The organism is Arthrobacter sp. OAP107, from assembly GCF_040546765.1.
Classification (GTDB): domain Bacteria; phylum Actinomycetota; class Actinomycetes; order Actinomycetales; family Micrococcaceae; genus Arthrobacter.
Window position 1 is genome coordinate 3,990,697 of the sequence record NZ_JBEPOK010000001.1, and the last position, 20,513, is coordinate 4,011,209.

The window sequence follows — 20,513 nt, forward strand, 5'->3', positions numbered from 1 at the left end:
GAGCAAGGTCACCGAAAGTTTCAGGCAAGATCCGCAAAGGTCTTGTTGGCTGCAGTTGTGGCCCGGCCGGGAATGGCTCACCACGACTGCAACGCGGGGTCACTTGGCGCCCAATGAGGGGCCTTAATTGGGCGGTAAGTGACCCCGCGTTGCTTCTTCGGATGTCGGGGGTGCCCCTTAGAGTGAACTGACGGCAAGTGGACCGCAGACATACCGAGGACCGGATGGACTACTACGCAATCAACGCGCTGCGTGAGAACCATGCAGGCTGGTCCCTGCTCCGTGCCCAGAACGCCCCGCTCGCAGTCTCGTTTTTCATTGCGGCGTTCACCGGGCCGAACCAGCGCAACCTCGGCCGGCAGCAGCTCATCGACAGCCTCGATGACGTGCTCTTCGGCCTCCGCGATGCCTACGGCGAGGACAAGTTCCCCCGCCAGGCATCTGAATACCTCGATGACTGGGCCGCGCCCGAAAGGGCATGGCTGCGGAAGTACTACATCCAGGGCCAGGACGAGCCGCGTTACGACCTCACCGCCGCCGCCGAGGACGTGGTCCGCTGGGTGGAGAGCCTGCGCGGCCGGGACTTCGTCGCCACCCAGTCCCGGCTCACGAGCATATTCGCCGTGCTCGAGCGGCTGGTCCAGCAGTCCGAGACAGACCCCGAAAAACGCCTTGAAGAACTGCAAAACCAGCGGGACGCCATCGACGCCGAGATGCAGCGCATCCGCGACGGCAACATCCGCGTCATGACGGCCCCGGAGGCCCTCGACCATTTCCAGCAGCTGACCGCCCTGGCCAAGGACCTCCTCTCGGACTTCCGCGAAGTCGAGCAGAACTTCCGGAAGCTGGACCGCCAGGTCCGCGAGCAGATCGCCACCTGGGACGGCACGCAGGGCGAGCTGCTGGAGTCGATCTTCGCCAACCAGCAGGACATCAGCAGCTCCCTGCAGGGCCGGACCTTCCAGGGCTTCTGGGACTACCTCATGTCGCCGGAGTCAAGACGGAAACTGCAGGAACTCCTCCAACGCGCCACCCAGATCGAGGCCCTCGCCAAGATGGACAACCTGCACGCAGTCACCAACCTGCACCAGGACTGGCTGCCCGCCGTCGAGCAGACCCAGGGCACCGTCCGCCAGCTGTCCCAGCAGATGCGCCGGCTGCTCGATGACAAGGTGTTCCTGGAAAACAAGCGCATCATGCAGCTCATCCGCAGCGTCGAGTCCGGCGCCCTCGCCACCAGGGAGCAGCCGCCTCCAGGGGACTTCATCGAAATAAGCGCCCCGCACGTTGACATCACCCTCCCGTTCGAACGCCCGCTGTACGAGCCGAGCCGGCGGGTCATGGTCGAGGACCAAATCGAAACCGCCGACGACGCCGACGTGGACGCCGGCGCCTTGTTCAGCCAGTTCCACGTGGACAAGGAGCGCCTCAAGGCCAACATCGACGCCGTGCTGGCAAAAGGGGCCGAACAGGCAACCCTTGCGGAGATCACAGAAGAACACCCCGTCGAACAGGGCCTGGCGGAGATCGTGGCCTACTACCAGCTGGCCACGGAGTCGGACTGGGCCACCATCAACCCGGACGCCGAGCAACGGATAGCGTGGCAAGCGGAAGACGGCAGCATCCGCGAAGCCACCCTGGAACAGATCATCTTCGGAAGGCCCGCATGAGCCCGGTAGTAAATTCCCCAGCCACAGCGGAGACGGAAACCCGGACGCCCGAGGAACTTCCCGGCGTCGTAACCCGGCTCTTCAAAGGGGTGCTGTACGCCGAGGGGGACGAGAAGCTGTGGCAGTCGCTGCTGGGCCTGTCCTCCCAGGTCCGCGACTACGTGTCCGTGCTGGGGCTGGACCTGATCCTGGACGAGTCGGAGGGCTATGCGTTCCTGAAGTCGCGCGAGGATCCGGACGGCACGCTCCCCCGGCTGATCCCGCGCCGGCAGCTGACCTTCCATGTCAGCCTGCTGCTGGCTCTCCTGCGCGGCCGCATGCTGGAGTTCGACACCAACAGCAGCGAGCTCCGGCTTATCATGACCGAGCAGGACATCGCGGACATGGTGGCCGTCTTCCTGCCCGAATCCAGCAACGAGGCTCGGGTCATGGACCGGCTCGCCACGGACATCAGGAAGGTGGTGGACCTCGGCTTCCTGCGCAAACTCCGCGGCCAGCCCGGCACATACGAGGTGGCCCGCATCCTCAAGGCGTTCGTGGACGCCCAGTGGCTGGAGGAGTTCGACGCGCGGCTGGCGGACTACCGCGCGACCCTCACCAGTTCTGGGCTCCCCGGAGCCGGCCCCACCAATGCGGCAGAGGGGGATGGCAAGTGACTGCCGATCTGCAGGACACGCTGTTCAGCCTGGAGGAAAAGACGGACGACGGCGGGACTCCCCCGGGCTTCCGCCTGCACCGTCTGGAGCTGCTCAACTGGGGCACGTTCCACCAGGGCGTGCGGACGTTCCGGCTGGACGGCGCGAACAGCCTGCTCACCGGCGACATCGGGTCGGGAAAGTCGACGGTGGTCGATGCGATCACCACCCTGCTCCTGCCCGCCAACCGGATCGAATACAACAAGGCGGCCGGCGCGCAGAAGAAGGAACGCTCACTGATGTCGTACGTGCGCGGCTTCCACAAGAGCACGCGCAGCACCGGCGGCGAGTACTCCAAGCCGGTGGCGCTGCGCAGCACCGGCGCGCTGACCGTGGTGCTCGCCGTCTTCCACAATGCCGTGCTGGGCAAGTCGGTCACCCTGGCCATCACGCTGTGGGCCATGCAGGAGGCCGGCCAGCCCAGCCGCTTCTACTCGATCGCCGAGGCGGACCAGTCCATCGCGGCGGACTTCTCGAACTTCGGCCAGGACCCCGCGAAGCTGAAGAAGAAACTCCGCGCGGCCGGTGCTGCCGTCCACGACTCCTTCGAGCCCTACGCCGCGGCGTTCAAGCGGCAGTTCGGCATCAGCGGCAACCAGGCCATGGAGCTGTTCCATCGCACGGTGTCCATGAAGCAGGTGGAGAACATCACCTCCTTCGTGCGGACCAACATGCTGGAGGAGGACAATGTCGGCGAGCGGATCGGCAACCTCATCCACCACTTCGACGACCTGAAGAAGGCCCACGACGCCGTGCTGCGGGCGAAGGACCAGATCGCCCTGCTCATGCCGATCAAGGAGGGCGCCGCACAGCACGCCAAGCTAAGCCGCGAGGACGAACTGGCACGCCAGCAGCGGGACCAGCTGCACCCCTGGTTCACGGACCGGAAGCTGCAGCTGAGCCTGGAGCACCAGACGGAGCTGGAACGCACCGGCGAGCGGCTGCAGGAGGACAGTACCAAGCTGCGCACGGAGATCAGCGGGAAACGGCACGAGCTGTCCGCAGTCAAGGAGGACATCAGAACCAACGGCGGCGGGCGGCTCGCTGCCATCGACGCGGACATCGCACGGCTCGCCGTCGAGTCACGGACCCAGCGGCAGCGCTTCGACGCCTACGCGGAGGCCGCGAAGGACCTGGGACTTCGCCCGCCCGAGGACAAGGTGCTCTTCGACGGCAACCGGGCCAGGCTCGGCGAGGTGGAGCAACAGCTCGGCAACGAGTCCAATGAGCTGCAGGAGCGCCGGACAGAGCTGACCATCGCCCGCACCGAACTCAACGCGCGGCTGACGGAGATCGGCGCCGAACTGCGCAGCCTGCAGTCCCGCCCCAACCTGATCCCAATCCCCCAGCTGGAGCTCCGCCGTCGGCTGTGTGACGGAACGGGCATCGCCGAAGCGGCGCTCCCGTACGCCGGCGAACTGCTGCGGGTCCGCGACGGCGAGGGTGCGTGGGAGGGCGCGGCTGAGCGCACGCTGCACGGCTTCGCGCTGTCCCTGCTGGTGCCGGCCGAACACTATCCAGCCGTGAGCAGCTGGGTGGACGCCAACAACCTGCGCGGCCGGCTGGTCTACCTGAGGATCGGGGAATCCCCCGCGGCCAGGGCAGCGGAACCGGGAACGCTGGCCGCCAAGATCGCCATCAAGCCGCACACACCGTTCCGCAATTTCCTGCTGGATGAGCTCGCCACCCGGTTCGACCATGTCTGCTGCGACACCCTCGAGGACTTCCGCCGCTACCCCAAGGCGCTGACCGTCAACGGGCAGCTCAAGGGCGGCCGCGGCAGGCACGAAAAGGACGACCGGCGGGAGCTCACGGACCGGCGCAACTATGTGCTCGGCTGGGACAACCACGACAAGATCAGCCGCTTCCTCGCCGAGCAGGACGAGGTCAAGGGCCAGCTCGGCGTCACGCAGGCCCATCTGAAGAAGGTCGACGCCTCGCTCGGAGACCTGGGCAGGCGGAATCAGCAGCTGGGCACCGTGCGCTCGGTGGCTGACTTCGGCGAGATCAGTTGGCAGCTCACGGCCCGGCGGATCGAGGAGCTGAAGGCGGAGAAGCTCGAGCTGGAGACCGCCAGCGACGTGCTGAAGCAGCTGACAGCCAAGGAGTCGGCGGTCACGAAGGAGCTGGAGCGCCTGGAGGAAAAGGCCGGCAAGCTGCGCGAGCGGATCGGTTCCAACGAAAAGGACGCCAGGGACATCGCGGAAGCGATTGAGGAATGCCGCGGTATTCTCGCGGAGACTCCCCTGACGGACGACGGCGGAGTGCTGGCCGCCGTCGAACATCTCACCAACGTGGCGCTTGGGGACAAAACGCTGACGTACAAGAACACCGGCACGGCGGAGAGTTCGGTCCGCGCCGGGCTGACGGACACCATCGACGCGCTGTCCAAGCGGATCGCGCGGGCGGCGGAAGGCACCGTCCGGCTGATGGCCGATTTCCGCAACAGGTACCCCAACGAGACCACGGACATCGACGCCGCCCTCGAGGCCGCGCCGGACTACAACCGGCTGCTGGAGCAGCTGGTCAGCAACGATCTTCCCCGGTTCGAGGCGCACTTCAAGGAGTCGCTGAACCAGAACACCATCCACGAGGTGGTGGCGTTCAACGCGTTCCTGGACAGCCGGCGGCAGGACATCGTGAACCGGATCGGTGAGATCAACCAGTCGCTGGCGGGGATTGAGTACAACCCGGGCCGGCACATCCAGCTGGAGCACCAGAACACGTCGGACCAGGACGTGCGGGAGTTCGGCGTGGATCTGCGGGCGTGCTCGGAGGGGACCATCGGGGACGAGGACCAGTACTCGGAGCAGAAGTACCTGCAGGTGGAGCGGCTGATCGAGCGCTTCCGCGGCCGCGAGGGTCTGACCACGCTGGATGAGCGGTGGACTGCGAAGGTCACGGACGTGCGGAACTGGTTCACCTTCTCCGCGTCCGAAAAGTGGACCGAGACCGGCGAGGAGTTCGAGCACTTCACGGATTCCGGCGGCAAGTCCGGCGGCCAGAAGGAGAAGCTGGCGTACACGATCCTCGCGGCGGCGCTGGCGTTCCAATTCGGCCTGGGGTCCGGGGCCGGTACTTCGGCTGCGGCCGGAAAGAAGTCCGGCCGGAGTTTCCGGTTCGTGGTGATCGACGAGGCGTTCGGGCGAGGATCCGACGAGTCCGCACGGTACGGACTGCAGCTGTTCCAGCGGATGAAGCTGCAGCTGCTGATCGTCACGCCGCTGCAGAAGATCCATGTGATCGAGCCGTTCGTTTCGCACGTTGGATTCGTGGCGAACACCAACGGCGATGACTCGCAGCTGCGCAACATGACCATCCAGGAGTACCGCGACGAACGGGACCGGCGTGCCGGCTGATTCCTGGACCACAGTTTCGGGGCTGCGGGCGCTGTCGCTGAAGGCGTGGAACAGCGGGGCCCTGCTGCGGGAGCTGCTGGAACCGTCAGGCGCGTATCCGCGCCGCCGTTCGCTGAAACGTCCGACGGCGGCGGCCCTGTTGAGCGATTACGCTGCGGCCCAGCGGTGGGCTGCTGAGCTGTTCGCCGGGGCCGGCCCGTACGTCTTGGAGACGGTGGAGGTAGGCCGCCGCACGGTCGGCTCCAACCGGATACCGGCGGCGGCGGTGTTTGCGACCGTGGAGGACGAGATCGGGTTTGTCGGGAAGTCCCGGGAGGCGGCGCGATTCCGGGAGCTGGCATCTCAGCTGGGTGAGCTGGATCCCTTGCTGTCGGGTTGGGCCGCGCGTCGCCCGTTGAAGCTTTTGGAGCTTGGACCTGACGCCTTGGCGGCAGCGCGAGTGGCGCTGTGGCTTCGGGACAATCCTGAACCGGGAATCTACGTCAGGCAGCTGGGGCTGCCCGGTGTGCACACGAAGTTCATCGAACGGCACCGCCCGGTCATCGATCAGCTGCTCGTTGCCGTTGCGCCCGGCTTCGAGGTTGGGGAGGCAGAAGGCGACGCCGAAGCTCCGGCGGAGACTCTCCCGGAAATGGCTGGGAGGGATGTGGTCCTGGACGACGCCGCCGGTCGTACGCCGGCGGCACGCTTTGCCCGGCGCCATGGATTCCTGCATCCACCCGAGCTCGTCCGGTTCCGCATCCTCGACCCAGAAATCCCTGCCCTTGGCGGCGCCCGTGACATCACCGTCACGGCTGAAGCCTTCAGCACGCTTCGGCTGCCCGTGCACACCGTGATCGCGACTGAAAACCAAGTCAATTTCCTTGCCCTGCCAGAGCGCCAGGGAACTCTGGCCCTGTACGGGGCCGGCTACGGCTTTTCGTCCCTCCGCGACGCGGCTTGGCTCCGCGACTGCGAAGTTCTGTACTGGGGTGACATCGACACTCACGGCTTCCGCATTCTGGACCAGCTACGCGCGGTGCACCCTCATGTGGTGAGCGTGCTGATGGACGAGGAAACCCTGCTCGCGCACCGTGATGTCTGGGGAACGGAGCCGTCACCGTCGAGGGCTGCGCTGACAAGACTGAGGGCCGAGGAAACCGGCATGTACGTGGCGCTCGGCAATGACACCTACGGTTCAGCCATCCGCCTCGAACAGGAACTCATCAACTGGGACTGGGCGCTGGACCGTCTCCGGTGATCGAGCCTATCGAGAGCCGCGGGCTGAGCCTGTCGACCGAGCATGCATATCTCGGGTCGCGAACAGCGCAGCGGTGCCCACAGAAATCTCACACGGAATCCCTAAACAGGGATAGAGGATCCTTCGTGCCGCTGTCGTTACCTCATCGGAAGGAATTTCTGGGGTGTCGGTAACGAAAAGCTGGGAAGCTGCATCGTACGATGCATTCGGCCTTTCCGTGGGCCGGATTGGCGATCGCGTCGTGGAGTATTTTTGATACCGCCTCTTCCGCAACGGAGCACTTTGCTGAATGAGATAAAAAACTGAAGGGGAACAGTAGTTTAGATGCGGATCAGTCACGTAAGAATTAGGAATTTCCGCTCGCTTGTTGATGTGTCGATCAACTTTGACGACGTCACAACTTTCATTGGCCCTAATGGAGCCGGTAAATCGAGCGTGCTGCGGGCCTTGGATTGGTTCTTCAATGGCGGTAAGACCTCAGCATTGACCGACCACGACTGCTCCTTCGGAAGCACCACCGATGACATCGAGGTCGCGGTCACCTTCTCAGCCTTGGAACAGAACGACCGCGATGCCCTGGGAAAATATGCGCCAGAAGGCGCCGAAACGTTCACTGCATGGAAGATCCGTCGGCCCGATGGCTCAGAGCTTCTGTCGGCAAACGCAAAAGGATTTCCGCCATTCGCCGACATCAGGGCAGCAGGGAACGCTACCGATAAGAAGAAGCTGTACAACGAACTAAGAACAGAGAACTCTGAGCTCGAACTTCCCCCAGCGACTTCCGCAACCGCGGTAGACCAAGCCCTTCAGACATGGGAATCAGCGAACAGCAAAATGCTCGAAGACAACCCAGAGAACCTTCAGACAAATTTCTTCGGCTTTAATGGCGAAGGAGTCATGAGTGGCATCTTTGACTTTGTCCTTGTTACCGCGGATCTTCGCGCTAGTGAGGAATCGATAGACGGCCGAGGTAGTATTATTGGGCGCATTCTCGAGCGCGGGATAGACCGGTCTGCTGCCGATGAGGACATCGACAGAATCGTCAAAGAAAGCCTGCAGAAACAAAATGATGTGTACAAGGAGAAGTTTGCAAAACAGCTTGAGCTTATCTCAACAAACTTGAACGACGTTGTCGCTTCCTATAGTCCCGGCCGGATAGTAAGAGTTAATCCATCACCCGTTGAACTCAAACCGCCCAAGACGACATTTGCCGTCTCTATCGTCGACGGGGAAACAGCAACAGCTGTTGAACGTCAGGGACATGGTTTTCAACGAACTCTACTCATTGCCGCTCTTCAACTTCTGGCGAAGTCGGGCGCGTCAGCCTCCAAAGGCGTCATATGTCTCGCCATAGAAGAGCCTGAGCTCTTTCAACATCCCATTCAGGCACAGGCATTTGCCGGAGTCCTGAGGTCATTGGCAGAAGATGCAAAGCAGAACTTGCAGGTTACTTACGCAACCCACAGCCCATACTTCGTTGAATCGAACAAGTTCCACCAGATTCGCCGCCTCACTCGCAGCGAGGATCTCGCAAGCGGCGTTCGCATCCACAGCTCCACTCTGGATGAAGTAAAGGCGAAGGTTCACGGATCGGTAAAGGCCGTTACCGTCGACCGCCAACTGAACGGAACAATTTCTAGCCGCCTTCCGGTGGCTTTGTTCGCCAACCGCGTACTCCTCGCGGAGGGAACCACGGAGGTGGCTGTCTTTCATGGACTGGGTGATCGTGAGCAGAAGGGGATCCTAGAGACAACTGGTGTTGCAGTGGTCGACGCCGGAGGCAAAAGCAACATACCGCTCACTCATGCGATCCTCGATCTACTCGGCATTCCCGTATATGCCATCTTCGACGCCGATGGAGGTTTCGAAGACCGCGCTCGAAAGAATGGCAAGACCGACGAGGCTATAGCGAAGGAGCGGGAAGCACATGTGGCAGCCAACAGGGCCGTCATGAGCTATTTCAATCTACCCCCCGAGGATTTCCCTGCCACTCAGGAACATGAGCTCGTTGCTGTTCTGGATGATCATCTCGAAGCGCACCTCAGCCTGCATTGGCCAGAATGGGAAGTGGCCTGCAAGGCCGTCGAGGCCGAAGCAGGTATTTCATTGAAGAAAAATCACGATGCTTACCGGAGCGCCACCTTGTCTGCGGAAGGCTTCCCTTCCCGATTCCTGGCGTCGGTCGTGAATCGCGCGGCGGGACATGAGGTCTTTGACCTGGCAAAAGTGCAAAGGCCGTTTGGAGCAGAAACAACAGGCGAACTGATACGCGCCGAGCTCTAACTCAGGTCGACTAGACGAGACCACATTGCCGTCAAGCGCGAGTGAACGGCGACACGCCTAGTTCTAGACCACGGCTGGGTTCCATAGGCACCCAGCCGTGGTTCGAGCTGCTCGAGGAGGACGTCCTCGTGCACGCACGCCGCGCTTCGAGCGCAGATAAGTCGTTTCGCGCTCCCTCCCGGACATCGACATCCGAAGGCAGTCGCCCCTTCAAAGTGGCCCTCGGCGGCCGGCAGACAGAGACGACGGTGTCCGGGCGGTGAGTCCGGACTTGGGATAGCTCACCTGTTCAGATGTGCCGGAGGCACTTACATCCGTTTGAATCTACGGCGCTTTGGATTCGGGGCTCGAGAATCGTCACGTGCCAGGATTACGCCTCGGTCCCCCTCGAGCGCAGCCTGCACAAGGGCAGTGACTTGTTGGGTGACGTCACCAACCGAACCGATCCAGCCCTCTCGCAATAGCTCGATGAAGCTAGTATTGCTAAGCCAGCGCTGAGCGTTGTGCCAGCCAATCCCTTTGCCGCCCTTCGGGCCAAGGATCCTTGGTGATTCGAGTATTTCTTCGAATAACCCCAAAGGAAAGTACATGCCCTTCGTCAGCTTTCCACCCTCTGGCCGCTTCATGTCATCCTCACACAACTTCAGGTAAAACGGCTCCTGAGACAGTCGCCATTGATCGACGCCCTGTCCGGAGCCGTTCACCGAGATCTGGCGCATTCGCCTGATCTCCTCGGCAAGCTGACGGTCTGGCCTGTACATCCATTCCAAGGGCCCGCCATCTCCGGACCGTCGCTTCATTCGCTTGTACTGCACCAACACGTAGCCCGGGTTTTCGTGTCGGAAGTAGACAAGGTCCGTGCCAGTAATGCGTTCCAAAGGTTCCTTGTCCGCATAGGCGATGGTCATCTTGCGGTTTGAGTCCTGCGGGTCGATAAACTCAACCACGTCATGAATTTGGCCTTCAACGCGGAGCCAATCTTCGAATTGAGTCGCGTCATGGCGTATGAGCGAAGCCTCCGAAGTTCCGCCGAGTTTTAGACCGGACAAGAATGGTGCCCCGTCCGACGGAACCTCCCAGCCTTGCAGGGCCCGTTGACTGTCGATGCCAGCAACCTCGAGGCTAAGGGCGACCGCGTCACGTTGCTCCGCCAACAGCCGAGCCTGATTTGTCGTTCCACCGCGGCGTTGGTGCTGGAGTGCTCTAAGGCGCTCCAATTTTTTCGCCGATCCAGAACTCAGCCCCGAAAGTGCAGCAAAGAACTTCTGCCCCGTTGCCGGCGGAAGGATACCTCCGCTTTCCAGGAAATGGACAATATAACTGTCTGGGTGGAGACTCATTTTCTCGATGACGGCGGCGAGTGTGGCTGGCTCTAAGGCAAAAACATTGGTGAATTTGACCTGAGTGTCGAGGTCACCCGACCTCCCCCGGCTGCGTCCGAGGCCAAGCGCAACAATGATTCCGTCAACAACGATGACGGCGATGCGTTGGACGTGTGTTGTGAAATCTGGGTCCCGCAGGTTAACGGTGAAGGCATATTCGTCGTACTCATCAGCTCTCCAAGAGAGTTGCCGCCAATCTTCATCATGCAAGTGAAGGACTACGGTCTTGTCCTTGGAAAGTACCAATTCATGCTTTCTGTAGGTTGCGTTGTCGCACGGCTCTCGTCCTCTGCGGGCATTGTACAGAGGCCAGCATAAGCGCGACGCCTCACGTCTACGATGAGGGACTTCCGGTGAACACACCCATCCAGATCTGCACCGCTGGCTCCAACGTCCCCCTTGTCCAACAAGCGCGTCACACAGTGCAGTAGGCTGGACATCCCCAAACAACATCAAGTGAGGCAAACGTGCACGAGGACGCCGTCCGGTTCCTGTCCCAGCCGGTGGAGGCCCAGCCCGGCGCGCCGCTCCGGGTTGCCGTCTACTCACGGATCGCCGAAGCCATCCGCAACAACCTGCTGCAGCCCGGCTCCATGCTCCCCACCGAGACCGAGCTCGGCACCGATATGAAGGTCAGCCGCACCGTCGTCCGTGAGGCCCTGATGCTGCTCGAGGAGGACGGCCTCATCCGCGCCCGCCGCGGCGTCGGCCGGTTCGTCTCCGACACCCTCCCCCGCATCGGCATCGAACGCATCCGCCCCTTTGAGGAAGTCCTCGGCGGCCCCGGACACCAGGTCGAGATCAAGCGCATCCAAGTTGAAAAGCAGCCGGCTTCCGAATTCGTCGCTCCCGGCGTCGGCGTGGACCCCGGCAGCGAGGTCTGGCTCTGGGAGTCCGTCCTGATCCGCGACGGCGAACCCATCGCGCATCTGCAGGAAAACATTTCCGCCCAGCCTGTCAGTTTTGCCGGCGGCGCCGCCGCACCACTGGACATAAAGGACGACGGCGGCACCACCTTGCTCACGGCCCTCAACAAAGCGGCGGGCCGGGGACTGGGTCCGGGTGAGTGCCAGATCGGCCTGAGCCAGGTAGGCCCAAGCCGCGCCAAGCTCCTGGACCTGCGCGCCTCGGACCCGGTTCTCGTGCTGACACAGTACGTGCGGCACGCAAACCGGCCCTTCTACCTGGCCAAGTGCCTCATCGCCGACCGCGCCGGCCACCTCTCGGTGATGCAGTCGCTCCAGTCCTAGTCCTGCGGCCGCCAATAAAGCAGGGGCAGCTATCTGAGCCTGCGCAGTCTTTCACTAGGACTCCAGCTACCGGACGGCTTTGTCAGCGAGCGAGCAGTCCGTCAGCGACGATCGCAAGCATCGATGCCACTGCGTCGGCAGGAAGCTCGCTGTTGTCTGCCACCGCGGCCGCCCCGCCAACAAGCCGGCTGATTTGCATTGCCTCCACCCCGGGGCGCAGGGCCGAGTCCAACGCGTCAATCACGCGCTGATTCGCATTGATGTAAGTCGTGCATTTCGCCGCGAATGGCGACTCAGGGTCGCCCAGCGCAGCAGTGATCCGGGCGGCGGCACCTTTGTGTTCGGTCAGCATCGCTGCGTAGTCGCTCAGCCAAGTCAACAACTGCTCCCGCGCCGGCGCGTTGATCGAAAGCGCCCTGTCGACCGCCTCGTTGACCTTCTCTGCCCAGGCCTCAAGGACCGCGTCATACAGGGACTCTTTGGTAGGAAAGTGCCGATACAGCGTGCCGGTGCCCACCCCGGCCCCTTTGGCGACCTCGTCCATCGAGACGGCGTCGAAGCCTTTGGCGCGGAAGAACGCACGCGCAACCTCCACGATCCGGTCGCGGTTGCGTTGAGCATCAGCGCGCACAGAAACACCTTTCAAAACGTGTTGCCAAAACGGAGAGTGTCTCCGTACAGTTCTAAGCGGAGCATCTCTCCTCTTAGTGTACGTCAGCCCTTCGGCTAGAACAGGACACCACCACATGACATCCACAATTGCCACACGGGCGCCCGCCGGGACCGCGCCATCCGGCCGCCGCGTAGGCAGCATTGGCCTCTGGCTGGTCATGCTTGCCCAACTCATGCTTGTCCTCGACGCAACCGTCGTCAACGTCGCGCTCCCCCACATTGCCACCGACCTCCATTTCACCCGCGCCCAGCTCAGCTGGGTTTTGAACGGCTACGCCGTAGCCTTCGGCGGCCTCCTGCTGCTCGGCGGACGGATCGGAGACGTCTTCGGCCGTCGCCGCACGTTCCTGGTGGGCGTCGCAGTCTTCACGGTCTTCTCGCTGCTCGGCGGCCTGGCCACCTCACCCCTTCTCCTCGTCATCGCACGCGCACTCCAAGGCCTCGGTGCCGCGTTCGCCGCCCCGAGCGTGCTCGCGCTCATCACTACGAGCGCACGGGACGACGGCGCACGGAACCGTGCGCTTGCACTGTTCTCCGCTGTCGCCTCGATGGGCGGCGCGCTCGGGCTCATTCTTGGCGGCCTGCTCACCGACACGGCCAACTGGCGGTGGACCCTCTTCATCAACGTGCCGATCGGCGTCGTGGTCCTCATTGCCGTGCCGCGCCTCGTCGCCGAAACTCCTCGCAGACCCGGGCGCTTCGACATTCTGGGAGCAGTGACCGCAACGGGCGGCGCCGTCGCCATTGTGTGGGCTCTCATCCAGGCGGGCGACGACGGCTGGTCCAGTCCCCGCACGATCGGCGGGTTCGTGGTCGGCGCAGCGCTGATCACCGTGCTCGCCTTCACCGAGCGGAGAGTGGCCCACCCTCTGCTCCACCCGCAGTTGCTCCGCAGCCCGAGCCGGGTGGCGGCGCTGGCGGCGATGGCGGCCACCTATGGCGGGATGCTGGCGATGTTCTTCCTCATGGTCCAGTACCTCGAAAACGATCTGCACCTCACGCCACTGTTGACGGGGCTGGTGTTCCTGCCGATGCCCCTGAGCATCTTCGCGATGTCGCGGATCGTCCCGCGCCTGGTCGAGCGCTTCGGGGCCGTCCGCCTCGTCATCCTTGGCGCCGCCCTTCGCGTCGTCGCCTTCCTGCCGCTGACGCAGCTGAGTGCCAACACGCCCTTCGCGATCGTGATGGTTGCCCTGCTGCTTACGGGAATCTCAGCCGGCATGACGTTCATGCCGCTCACGACGCTCGCGCTTCGCAACGTCGAACCCGAGCACGCAGGGTCCGCCTCAGGGCTTTTCCAGACAATGCAGCAACTTGGCGGGGCCGTTGGACTCGCCATCGTGGCTTCGACCTACGCGGCCTTCGCCACCCCTGGCGACTTCCTGACCGGCGGGCGGGCCGGGTTCTGGTCGGCGACCATCCTCTCCGCCCTCGCGCTGGCAGCCGTCGTCGGGCTGGTCATCAGGCCTCGGAAGGCGGGATGAGGGCACCAGTTCGGGTGGCTGATTACTCACGGATCGCCGAAGCCATCCGCAACAACCTGTTGCAGCCCGGCTCCATGCTCGCGCCGGCCACCTCTCCGTGATGCAGTCGCTGCAGTCCTGACGCCACACCCGGGTCGTGGCCACACCACCGGGTTGCGCTTCAAAGCGGAGAAGTTCTATAGCGCGCACTTTTGCTAGTGCAGTCAAAGGAATACTTCGAAGAGGGATGCCCCGGCCGCAAACGGCCGGGGCATCCCTTGCGCCTTGAAGCTGAGCGCTCCAATCAGGGCCACATGTTCGTCATAGTCACTAGAGACCGGTCTTGCTCACACCGTACTCGGCCTGCGCCGGTGTGTATCCCTCAAAGAGCAGTTGATCGATCAGCCCGGAGCGGGAAAAGGACGTGTATTCCAAGTAATCTTTGGCGGCTTTGGCTGCCTGCTCGTTCCAGTTGACGGTCACCCGGTCCACAGCCCACGTCGCATCCGGCGTCGAATACTTTTCGAAGACCAACTGCTTGATCAGACCCGGCCGCGAGAAAGCTGTGTAATCGAGGTAATCTTCAGCCGCCCTCAGAGCGTTCTGCTGACTGAGCGTCCCAGCTTCAGCTGCGGCCTTTGCAGCAGCGGCAGCGTCCGCCTTGGCCTTAGCCTCTGCGTCAGCCTTAGCCTTCGCCTCCTTGGCAGCAGCGTCCGCTTTAGCCTTAGCCTCCGCGTCCGCCTTGCCGGCCTTGGCCTCTTTGGCAGCAGCGTCCGCTTTAGCCTTAGCCTCCGCGTCAGCCTTAGCCTTCGCCTCCTTGGCAGCAGCATCAGCCGCGGCCTTAGCTTCCGCATCAGCCTTAGCCTTTGCGTCAGCCTCAGCCTTGGCGACTACCGGATCCTGCGTTGCGGTCTCTACCGGAGCAGCAGAAGGGGGAGCAACCGAGGAGTCATTGGCAGTGGAAACGGCCGGCGCGGACGTTGGTGCAGCTTCGCTGCGGGTCGCGTTCAGGATGATGCCGAGCAGGATGAAAGCGCCCGTGACGATCAAGGCAACTTTCTTATGCCTGTCGTAACCCTCCAGCGGAAGCCCCTGCTTGTCGCGGGTCTTGTTCACAAGTATGAGGATGAGGTCAATCAGGGCCCATATACCCAGGCCACCGAAAGTAACCAGCTTGAGGAGGCCGGTTCCGACTTTGCCCAGATAGAACCGATCCACGCCTAAAACGCCGAGGAGGAGGGAGAGTAACCACGTGACGAGGAAAGACTTATTGCCCTGCTGGGCCTGTCCTTTGTGCGGGTACCCGTACGCGGCTCCCCGCATCGGCGGCTGCTGAGGCATTTGAGGGTACGGCTGCTGGTTCAGGACGTGCCCCGGGTACGGCGGTTGGGCGGACTGTCCAGGGTACGAAGCCGTCGGCTGCTGCGCCATGGCCGGCTGCCACTCAGGCTGACCGGGGGCGGAAGCCGCCCGAGCTGTCGGTGGCTGTTCCGGATAGGACTGGGGCATGCTGTTCCCTTCGATGGTGTCGTGCGATTCGTCTCGTCTTGAGGGCATCTGGAATTCCCATCGAAAGCCGGCTTCCCCCAAGCCATGTATTCCGCATTCATTCTTTTGCGACAGGCTCAAGCTCTGCGTGGGTTTGGCCATGCTGAACGCAAGGTTCTGCACAGGATTACGCAAAGGTGTGGTCCGAGCCCGCAAAGCTACTGGACCCTGCGCGCGTCCGACCTTGGCACTGATGGGCGCCGCCACGTCCCAGATCTCGTACAGCGCCTCAAAGGGCGGCGTCCTGTCGATGAGCCGTGAGCTGGGTGTGCACTTCGCCCGCGAGGGCATCCGCGTGAGTGCCTTGTGCCCCGGCCCGGTCAATACGCCGCCGGGCCGGGCACCTCTCGTTGATGCAGTCGTTCCGGTCCTGAACCGCATGCCTGCCCGGATTTCCAAGAGCCGTGCACGGAGAGTCAAGTAACCAAGAGCCCTGCAATTTAGCGTTGTGACACAACACACCTTTAGGGACTGAGGTTATGAACAACACAGCTGACCTTCTTCTGATCAACGGTCTCATCGACACCCTGGACGATGAACACCCTCGAGTCACGGCACTCGCCGTCAAGGCCGGGAAGGTCCTCGCACTCGGTTCGTCTGCCGAGGATGCAGCCGGACCGGGCACGGACATCATCGACCTCAAGGGCGCCTATGTAATGCCCGGACTGCTGGACGTCCACAACCACCACATGCTTGCGGGGCAAATGGATTTGTTCGAGCTCAACGAGGTGCCCAACAAATCGCTTGATGATCTCCTCACCGCCGTTGCGAATTACGCAAAAAGTCTTGGCCCGGACGAGTGGCTGATCGGCGGAAGCTGGGGTTCCGGTCTCCTTGCCGAACTCAACTCCGTGGAAACGCTGGCTCGCTTTGATGCCGCGACCGGCGGACGGCCCGCCATCCTGAAAGACGACAGCAAGCACAACAGGTGGGTGAATACCAAAGGACTGGCACTGGCAGGAATCGACGAGTGCACGCCGGATCCCGAGGGCGGCCAGATTATGCGGGACGCTTCGGGGCGTGCCACTGGTGTCCTCATCGAGGCCGGAGGCGTCCTGGTCGAACAGACGGTGGCGCGGCTGCAGCCCCGGTCCAGGCAGGACCTGGCCCGGGCCGCAGCACGCGGTATCGAAATTCTGCATTCCTACGGGATCACGGGGTTCCAGGACGCGGCCTCGTCACTCCAGCTGCTGCAGGCATTGAAAGAGCTCGACGACTCCGGTGGACTCTCTGCATGGGTGGTGACCTCCATGCAGGCGAATGACTTTATTTTCGGCACCACTCCACTCGGAGAGGGCATCATCGCCCACCGCGAGGACACACGGTCCGAACACCACCGGCCCGACTTCATCAAGATCTTCCTTGACGGGGTTCCCCCGGCTGGTACGGCGGCGTTCATTGAACCGTATCTGTCCGACGTCGGCTTTCCGGAGTGCCACTGCGGAGGCACCACCATGCCTGCAGCGGAACTTGAGCGCTGGCTTATGGGCACAGCCGAAAGAGGTATTTCCGCAAAGATCCACTGCACGGGGGATGCGTCGGTCCGCCTGGTGCTGGACACTGTCGCCAAAGTCCGTTCAGCCGGATACACAAAACCGAGGTACCACATCGCCCACGGCCAGTTTGTCCAGGAACAGGACATCCCCCGGTTTGCCGAGCTCGATGTCACCGCGGACATCTCCCCCTCGTTGTGGTTCCCGGGCGTCATCTCCGAGGCCATCGCTACGGTACTCCCCGCGGAAAGGGCGTCGAAGATGCAGCCCAACCGTGCCCTTATGGACGCCGGCGCCCGGGTCGCCGGCGGCTCGGACTGGCCGGTCAGCGTGTCGCCCAACGCCTGGGAAGGGATTTACGGCCTGGTCACCCGGCAGGACCCAACGGGACAATTCCCGGGCACGCTCTGGCCCGAACAGGCCATTTCACTTCCGGAAGCCATCAGGGTCTACACCACGAACTCCGCGGAGGCGATGGGCATTGATGATGTCACCGGCTCCCTGGCCCCGGGAAAGTCAGCAGACTTCATCGTCCTGACTGACAATCCGCACGGGATCGACATCGAACAGATTCCGCACATCAAAACCCGGCAGACCTGGTTCGCAGGCCGCAAGGTCTTCGATGCCGAGTCGACGGAACCCGCTGCCACCCCGGCCGAAGGACGCGCAACACAGCGAGCCTGACGGTTCCGCAGCACCCCTGCTGCTTACATCCGCAGGGATCATCACACCATTTCACGCCGACGGCGGCCCCCCGCCGCTTCGTCCTGCCCGAAAGGCAATGACCATGACCGCCACCGCACAAGCTGCTCCGGCAGCCGTCTCCTCGGACAAGGGGACGTACACCTATATCGCTGTTTTCAGTGCCGTCCTATACACCGTCCTGCTGATTGCCCCTGTCATCGCAGGCAAACTGATCGAGCAGTTCGGGCTGTCCCCGGTCCAGGTAGGGACGCTCTTCTCGTTGGAGCTTGGAGCCTTCAGTCTTGCCACGGTGCCGGCGTACTTGTGGCTCCGCCGGATGAACCTGAGGACGGCCAGCTACATCTTCACCTCCGTCGTCATTGCAGGCAACGTCGTCTCGGGATTTGTGGACGACTTTGGCCTGTTGATGATCGCCAGGGTGGTGACCAGCCTTGCGGCCGGCTCCATCACGGTGATCATCCTGACCCTTAGCGGTAAAACTGCCAACCCCAGCCGAGCCTTCGGAATATTCGTCGTTTTCCAACTGGCCATGGGAGCACTCATTCTGGCGGTCTTCCCGTCATTGTTCGCGGGAGCGGGAGTGTCAGCGATTTACTGGACACTTGCCGGGCTCGCGGTACTGTGCCTTTTCGTAGTCAACCGCATCGACGGCGAAGTGCTGCGGACCGCTGTCCCCGTTGCTGCCGAGGCAGCACAGCGGGTCCCCGTTCTCAAGGCAGCCGCGGGGATGGCCGCGGTGCTGCTCTTCTACATTGCGCTCAGCGGTATCTGGTCATTCATAGCCCAGATCGCGGCCGGCTCCGGAATCGACCTGTCCGCCAGCAGCCTTGTGCTTTCCCTGGCCACTGTCGCCGGGATACTGTCGGCCCTCGTTGCAACCGCCCTTGGTGAGACGCCGCATCGAAAGCTGTACCTGGCGGTAGGTTACGCAGGAATGGCGGCCAGCATCGCGTTGCTCTTCGGCTCACCGGCCCTGATCCAGTTTGCCGTCGCCGCGGTGATCTTCAAGTTCGCCTGGACCTTCATCCTGCCGTACCTGCTGTCCACGTTGTCCTCTCTTTCCAGCGGCGCCCACCTGATGAACACAACAAACCTGATGATCGGCACGGGCTTCTCCATCGGTCCGATTGTCAGCGGAGCATTGATCCAGTCAGGCGGGGGCTCATTCACGGGCATGCTCGTTTTCGCCCTCGCCGGAGTGCTGGCGTCGTGCGCGCTCGTCCTCATCGCACAGCGCCGTACGACCACCGAGCCGGGCCTCACTGGCGTCGCCGGATTCTGGATAGCCCCGGCGGCATGATGGGAAACGCTCCGCCAGCGGTCACCACCAACGGTGCCGGCACTCCGAGTTCTGGCATGCCCACTTCGGTACCCCGGATTCAACCTTGCCCGTGGCGGGATAGATCCGTACTTCCTCGGTCAGGCAGCAGCCGGCAAACTCAGTTCTCGGGTGCTCGGCCATGACCTCTGGCATCACCATGCCGTAGGCGATCCGCCAGGCTTCATGGCCGCAAACGGGGCATCTGCGGACACTTTCACGTTTCTTTGCGGACTTCACATCGTTGGCCATGCATGCAATGTATCCGCGGGTAGCGACAACTACGGCAGTTACAAAAAAAACTCTTAGCGGCTAAGCAATTTTTGTAACTGCTGCAGTCGGATGGGCCCTTACAGGAACCCGGCCCAGCTCAAGCCGGGTCCGGTCCTGCTGGTGGGGGCGGGCAACTCCGGGGCTGAGATCGCGCTGGAAACCAGCCGCACGCATGAAACCTGGCTGGCCGGCAGGACTACCGGCGAGATCCCGTTCCGGCACGGCCGGAATGCGGCCCGGTTCCTCATCCCGATGGTCCGCTTTGCCGGGATGCACGTGCTGAACACCGGCACGCCGGTGGGGCGCAAGGTGCTGCCCAAGCTGGCCGGCATGGGCAGGCCGCTGATCCGCACCAAGACTGCGGACCTCCGTGCCGCCGGCGTCCAGCTGGTGCCGCGGGTCGCCGGGGTCCGGCACGGCGAGGTGATGCTCGACGACGGCCGGAGCCTTCCGGTGGCAAACGTCATCTGGTGCACCGGCTTTACCGAGGCCTACCCCTGGATGGAGATCCCTGCGCTGCCCGCAGGCTGGCGCGAGCAGCAGCACCGCGGGATCGTGGATGCGCTGCCGGGCCTGTACCTGCTGGGCCAGGACCTCCTCTTCGCGGCAGCATCGGAAACCCTCCCCGGCGTGTGCCGGGACGCCAAGTACCTGGCGAAGCGGCTGGCGGCCACGCGGGTTCCGCAGCCCGAATCGGAGGTCCAAAGCGGGCGCGTTGCCCGGCTGGGGAGTTAGCTGTTACGCGCGCTGGGAGAGGTTGAGAATGTTCCCTTCGCTGTCCAGGAACCAGGCGGCCTTCCCCCAGTCGCTGGTGGCAATGCCGTTCTCCGTCTTCAACCCGGGCTGGTCGTACTCTTCAAAGACGACGCCGCGGCCCCGCAGCTCCTCCACCTCGCGTTCCAGGTTGTCCGTGACCCACCCCATCTGGGTGTTCTTCGCGGTCCCCGCATTCTCTGTCTGGTAGATGAGGAAGCCCGTTCCGTGGCCGCCGCGGTACACCAGGCTGCCGTCCTCCGGGGACTCGGCAGGTTCCAGCCCCAGCTTGTCCCGGTAGAAGTCCTTCGCCCGGTTGATGTCCTTCGCGGGAAGAACACCCATGATGTCTGAATCGGTGAGCATGATGATTTCCTCCTGTGCTTTTGTTACCTGGTGAATGGCTCTC

At 63.0% G+C, this 20,513-nt stretch carries 14 protein-coding genes and 1 pseudogene; 11 read left to right on the forward strand and 4 right to left on the reverse strand.

Going from position 1 to position 20,513, the window contains the following annotated elements:
- Window positions 1-224 precede the first annotated feature (224 nt).
- The 5 genes from ABIE00_RS18295 (at window position 225) to ABIE00_RS18315 (ending at window position 9,247) form a co-directional block, all read left to right on the forward strand.
- Window positions 225-1,670, forward strand: a complete 1,446-nt coding sequence (locus ABIE00_RS18295) for a DUF3375 domain-containing protein (RefSeq protein ID WP_354262126.1) — start codon at window positions 225-227, stop codon at window positions 1,668-1,670.
- Complete coding sequence (locus tag ABIE00_RS18300; RefSeq protein WP_354262127.1) at window positions 1,667-2,326, forward strand: DUF4194 domain-containing protein; 660 nt, start codon at window positions 1,667-1,669, stop codon at window positions 2,324-2,326. The genes ABIE00_RS18295 and ABIE00_RS18300 overlap by 4 nt, the downstream gene beginning before the upstream one ends.
- Complete coding sequence (locus ABIE00_RS18305) at window positions 2,323-5,724, forward strand: ATP-binding protein (RefSeq protein WP_354262128.1); 3,402 nt, start codon at window positions 2,323-2,325, stop codon at window positions 5,722-5,724. The genes ABIE00_RS18300 and ABIE00_RS18305 overlap by 4 nt, the downstream gene beginning before the upstream one ends.
- Window positions 5,714-6,964, forward strand: a complete 1,251-nt coding sequence (locus tag ABIE00_RS18310; protein ID WP_354262129.1) for a Wadjet anti-phage system protein JetD domain-containing protein — start codon at window positions 5,714-5,716, stop codon at window positions 6,962-6,964. Before ABIE00_RS18305 ends, ABIE00_RS18310 begins: the two co-directional genes overlap by 11 nt.
- Window positions 6,965-7,288: 324 nt before the next feature.
- Window positions 7,289-9,247 carry an ATP-dependent nuclease gene (locus ABIE00_RS18315; protein WP_354262130.1) on the forward strand — a complete coding sequence of 653 codons (1,959 nt, stop codon included), beginning with the start codon at window positions 7,289-7,291 and terminating at the stop codon, window positions 9,245-9,247.
- 308 nt (window positions 9,248-9,555) lie between these two features.
- Here ABIE00_RS18315 and ABIE00_RS18320 read toward each other — a convergent pair whose 3' ends face one another.
- On the reverse strand, window positions 9,556-10,875 hold the full coding sequence (locus ABIE00_RS18320; protein ID WP_354262132.1) for a hypothetical protein: 1,320 nt from the start codon (window positions 10,873-10,875) through the stop codon (window positions 9,556-9,558).
- Window positions 10,876-11,096: 221 nt separating this feature from the next.
- Here ABIE00_RS18320 and ABIE00_RS18325 point away from each other — a divergent pair, with 221 nt between their 5' ends.
- Complete coding sequence (locus ABIE00_RS18325; protein WP_354262133.1) at window positions 11,097-11,879, forward strand: GntR family transcriptional regulator; 783 nt, start codon at window positions 11,097-11,099, stop codon at window positions 11,877-11,879.
- A gap of 82 nt (window positions 11,880-11,961) precedes the next feature.
- On the opposite strand, the gene ABIE00_RS18330 is transcribed toward ABIE00_RS18325, so the two are convergent.
- The gene (locus ABIE00_RS18330) at window positions 11,962-12,510 is read right to left on the reverse strand and encodes a TetR/AcrR family transcriptional regulator (RefSeq protein ID WP_354262134.1); all 549 of its coding nucleotides are present in this window, start codon (window positions 12,508-12,510) and stop codon (window positions 11,962-11,964) included.
- Between the two features lie 115 nt (window positions 12,511-12,625).
- Between ABIE00_RS18330 and ABIE00_RS18335 the strand changes: the two genes are divergently transcribed.
- Complete coding sequence (locus ABIE00_RS18335; protein ID WP_354262135.1) at window positions 12,626-14,035, forward strand: MFS transporter; 1,410 nt, start codon at window positions 12,626-12,628, stop codon at window positions 14,033-14,035.
- Between the two features lie 309 nt (window positions 14,036-14,344).
- Here ABIE00_RS18335 and ABIE00_RS18340 read toward each other — a convergent pair whose 3' ends face one another.
- A complete protein-coding gene (locus tag ABIE00_RS18340; RefSeq protein WP_354262136.1) occupies window positions 14,345-15,337 on the reverse strand; it encodes an Ltp family lipoprotein in 993 nt (330 codons plus the stop codon).
- A gap of 409 nt (window positions 15,338-15,746) precedes the next feature.
- Between ABIE00_RS18340 and ABIE00_RS25995 the strand changes: the two are divergent.
- From ABIE00_RS25995 to ABIE00_RS18360, 4 genes and pseudogenes are all read left to right on the forward strand, one after another.
- Window positions 15,747-15,893, forward strand: a pseudogene (locus ABIE00_RS25995) (SDR family NAD(P)-dependent oxidoreductase); the annotation flags it as partial.
- Between the two features lie 148 nt (window positions 15,894-16,041).
- Window positions 16,042-17,739 (forward strand): amidohydrolase, encoded by a 1,698-nt coding sequence (locus ABIE00_RS18350; protein WP_354262137.1) that lies wholly within the window; start codon window positions 16,042-16,044, stop codon window positions 17,737-17,739.
- Window positions 17,740-17,842: 103 nt separating this feature from the next.
- Window positions 17,843-19,060 carry an MFS transporter gene (locus ABIE00_RS18355; RefSeq protein WP_354262138.1) on the forward strand — a complete coding sequence of 406 codons (1,218 nt, stop codon included), beginning with the start codon at window positions 17,843-17,845 and terminating at the stop codon, window positions 19,058-19,060.
- 360 nt (window positions 19,061-19,420) lie between these two features.
- A complete protein-coding gene (locus ABIE00_RS18360; RefSeq protein ID WP_354262139.1) occupies window positions 19,421-20,086 on the forward strand; it encodes an NAD(P)/FAD-dependent oxidoreductase in 666 nt (221 codons plus the stop codon).
- A 3-nt stretch (window positions 20,087-20,089) separates the two neighbouring features.
- Here ABIE00_RS18360 and ABIE00_RS18365 read toward each other — a convergent pair whose 3' ends face one another.
- A complete protein-coding gene (locus ABIE00_RS18365) occupies window positions 20,090-20,470 on the reverse strand; it encodes a VOC family protein (RefSeq protein ID WP_190607867.1) in 381 nt (126 codons plus the stop codon).
- Between the last annotated feature and the right edge of the window lie 43 nt (window positions 20,471-20,513).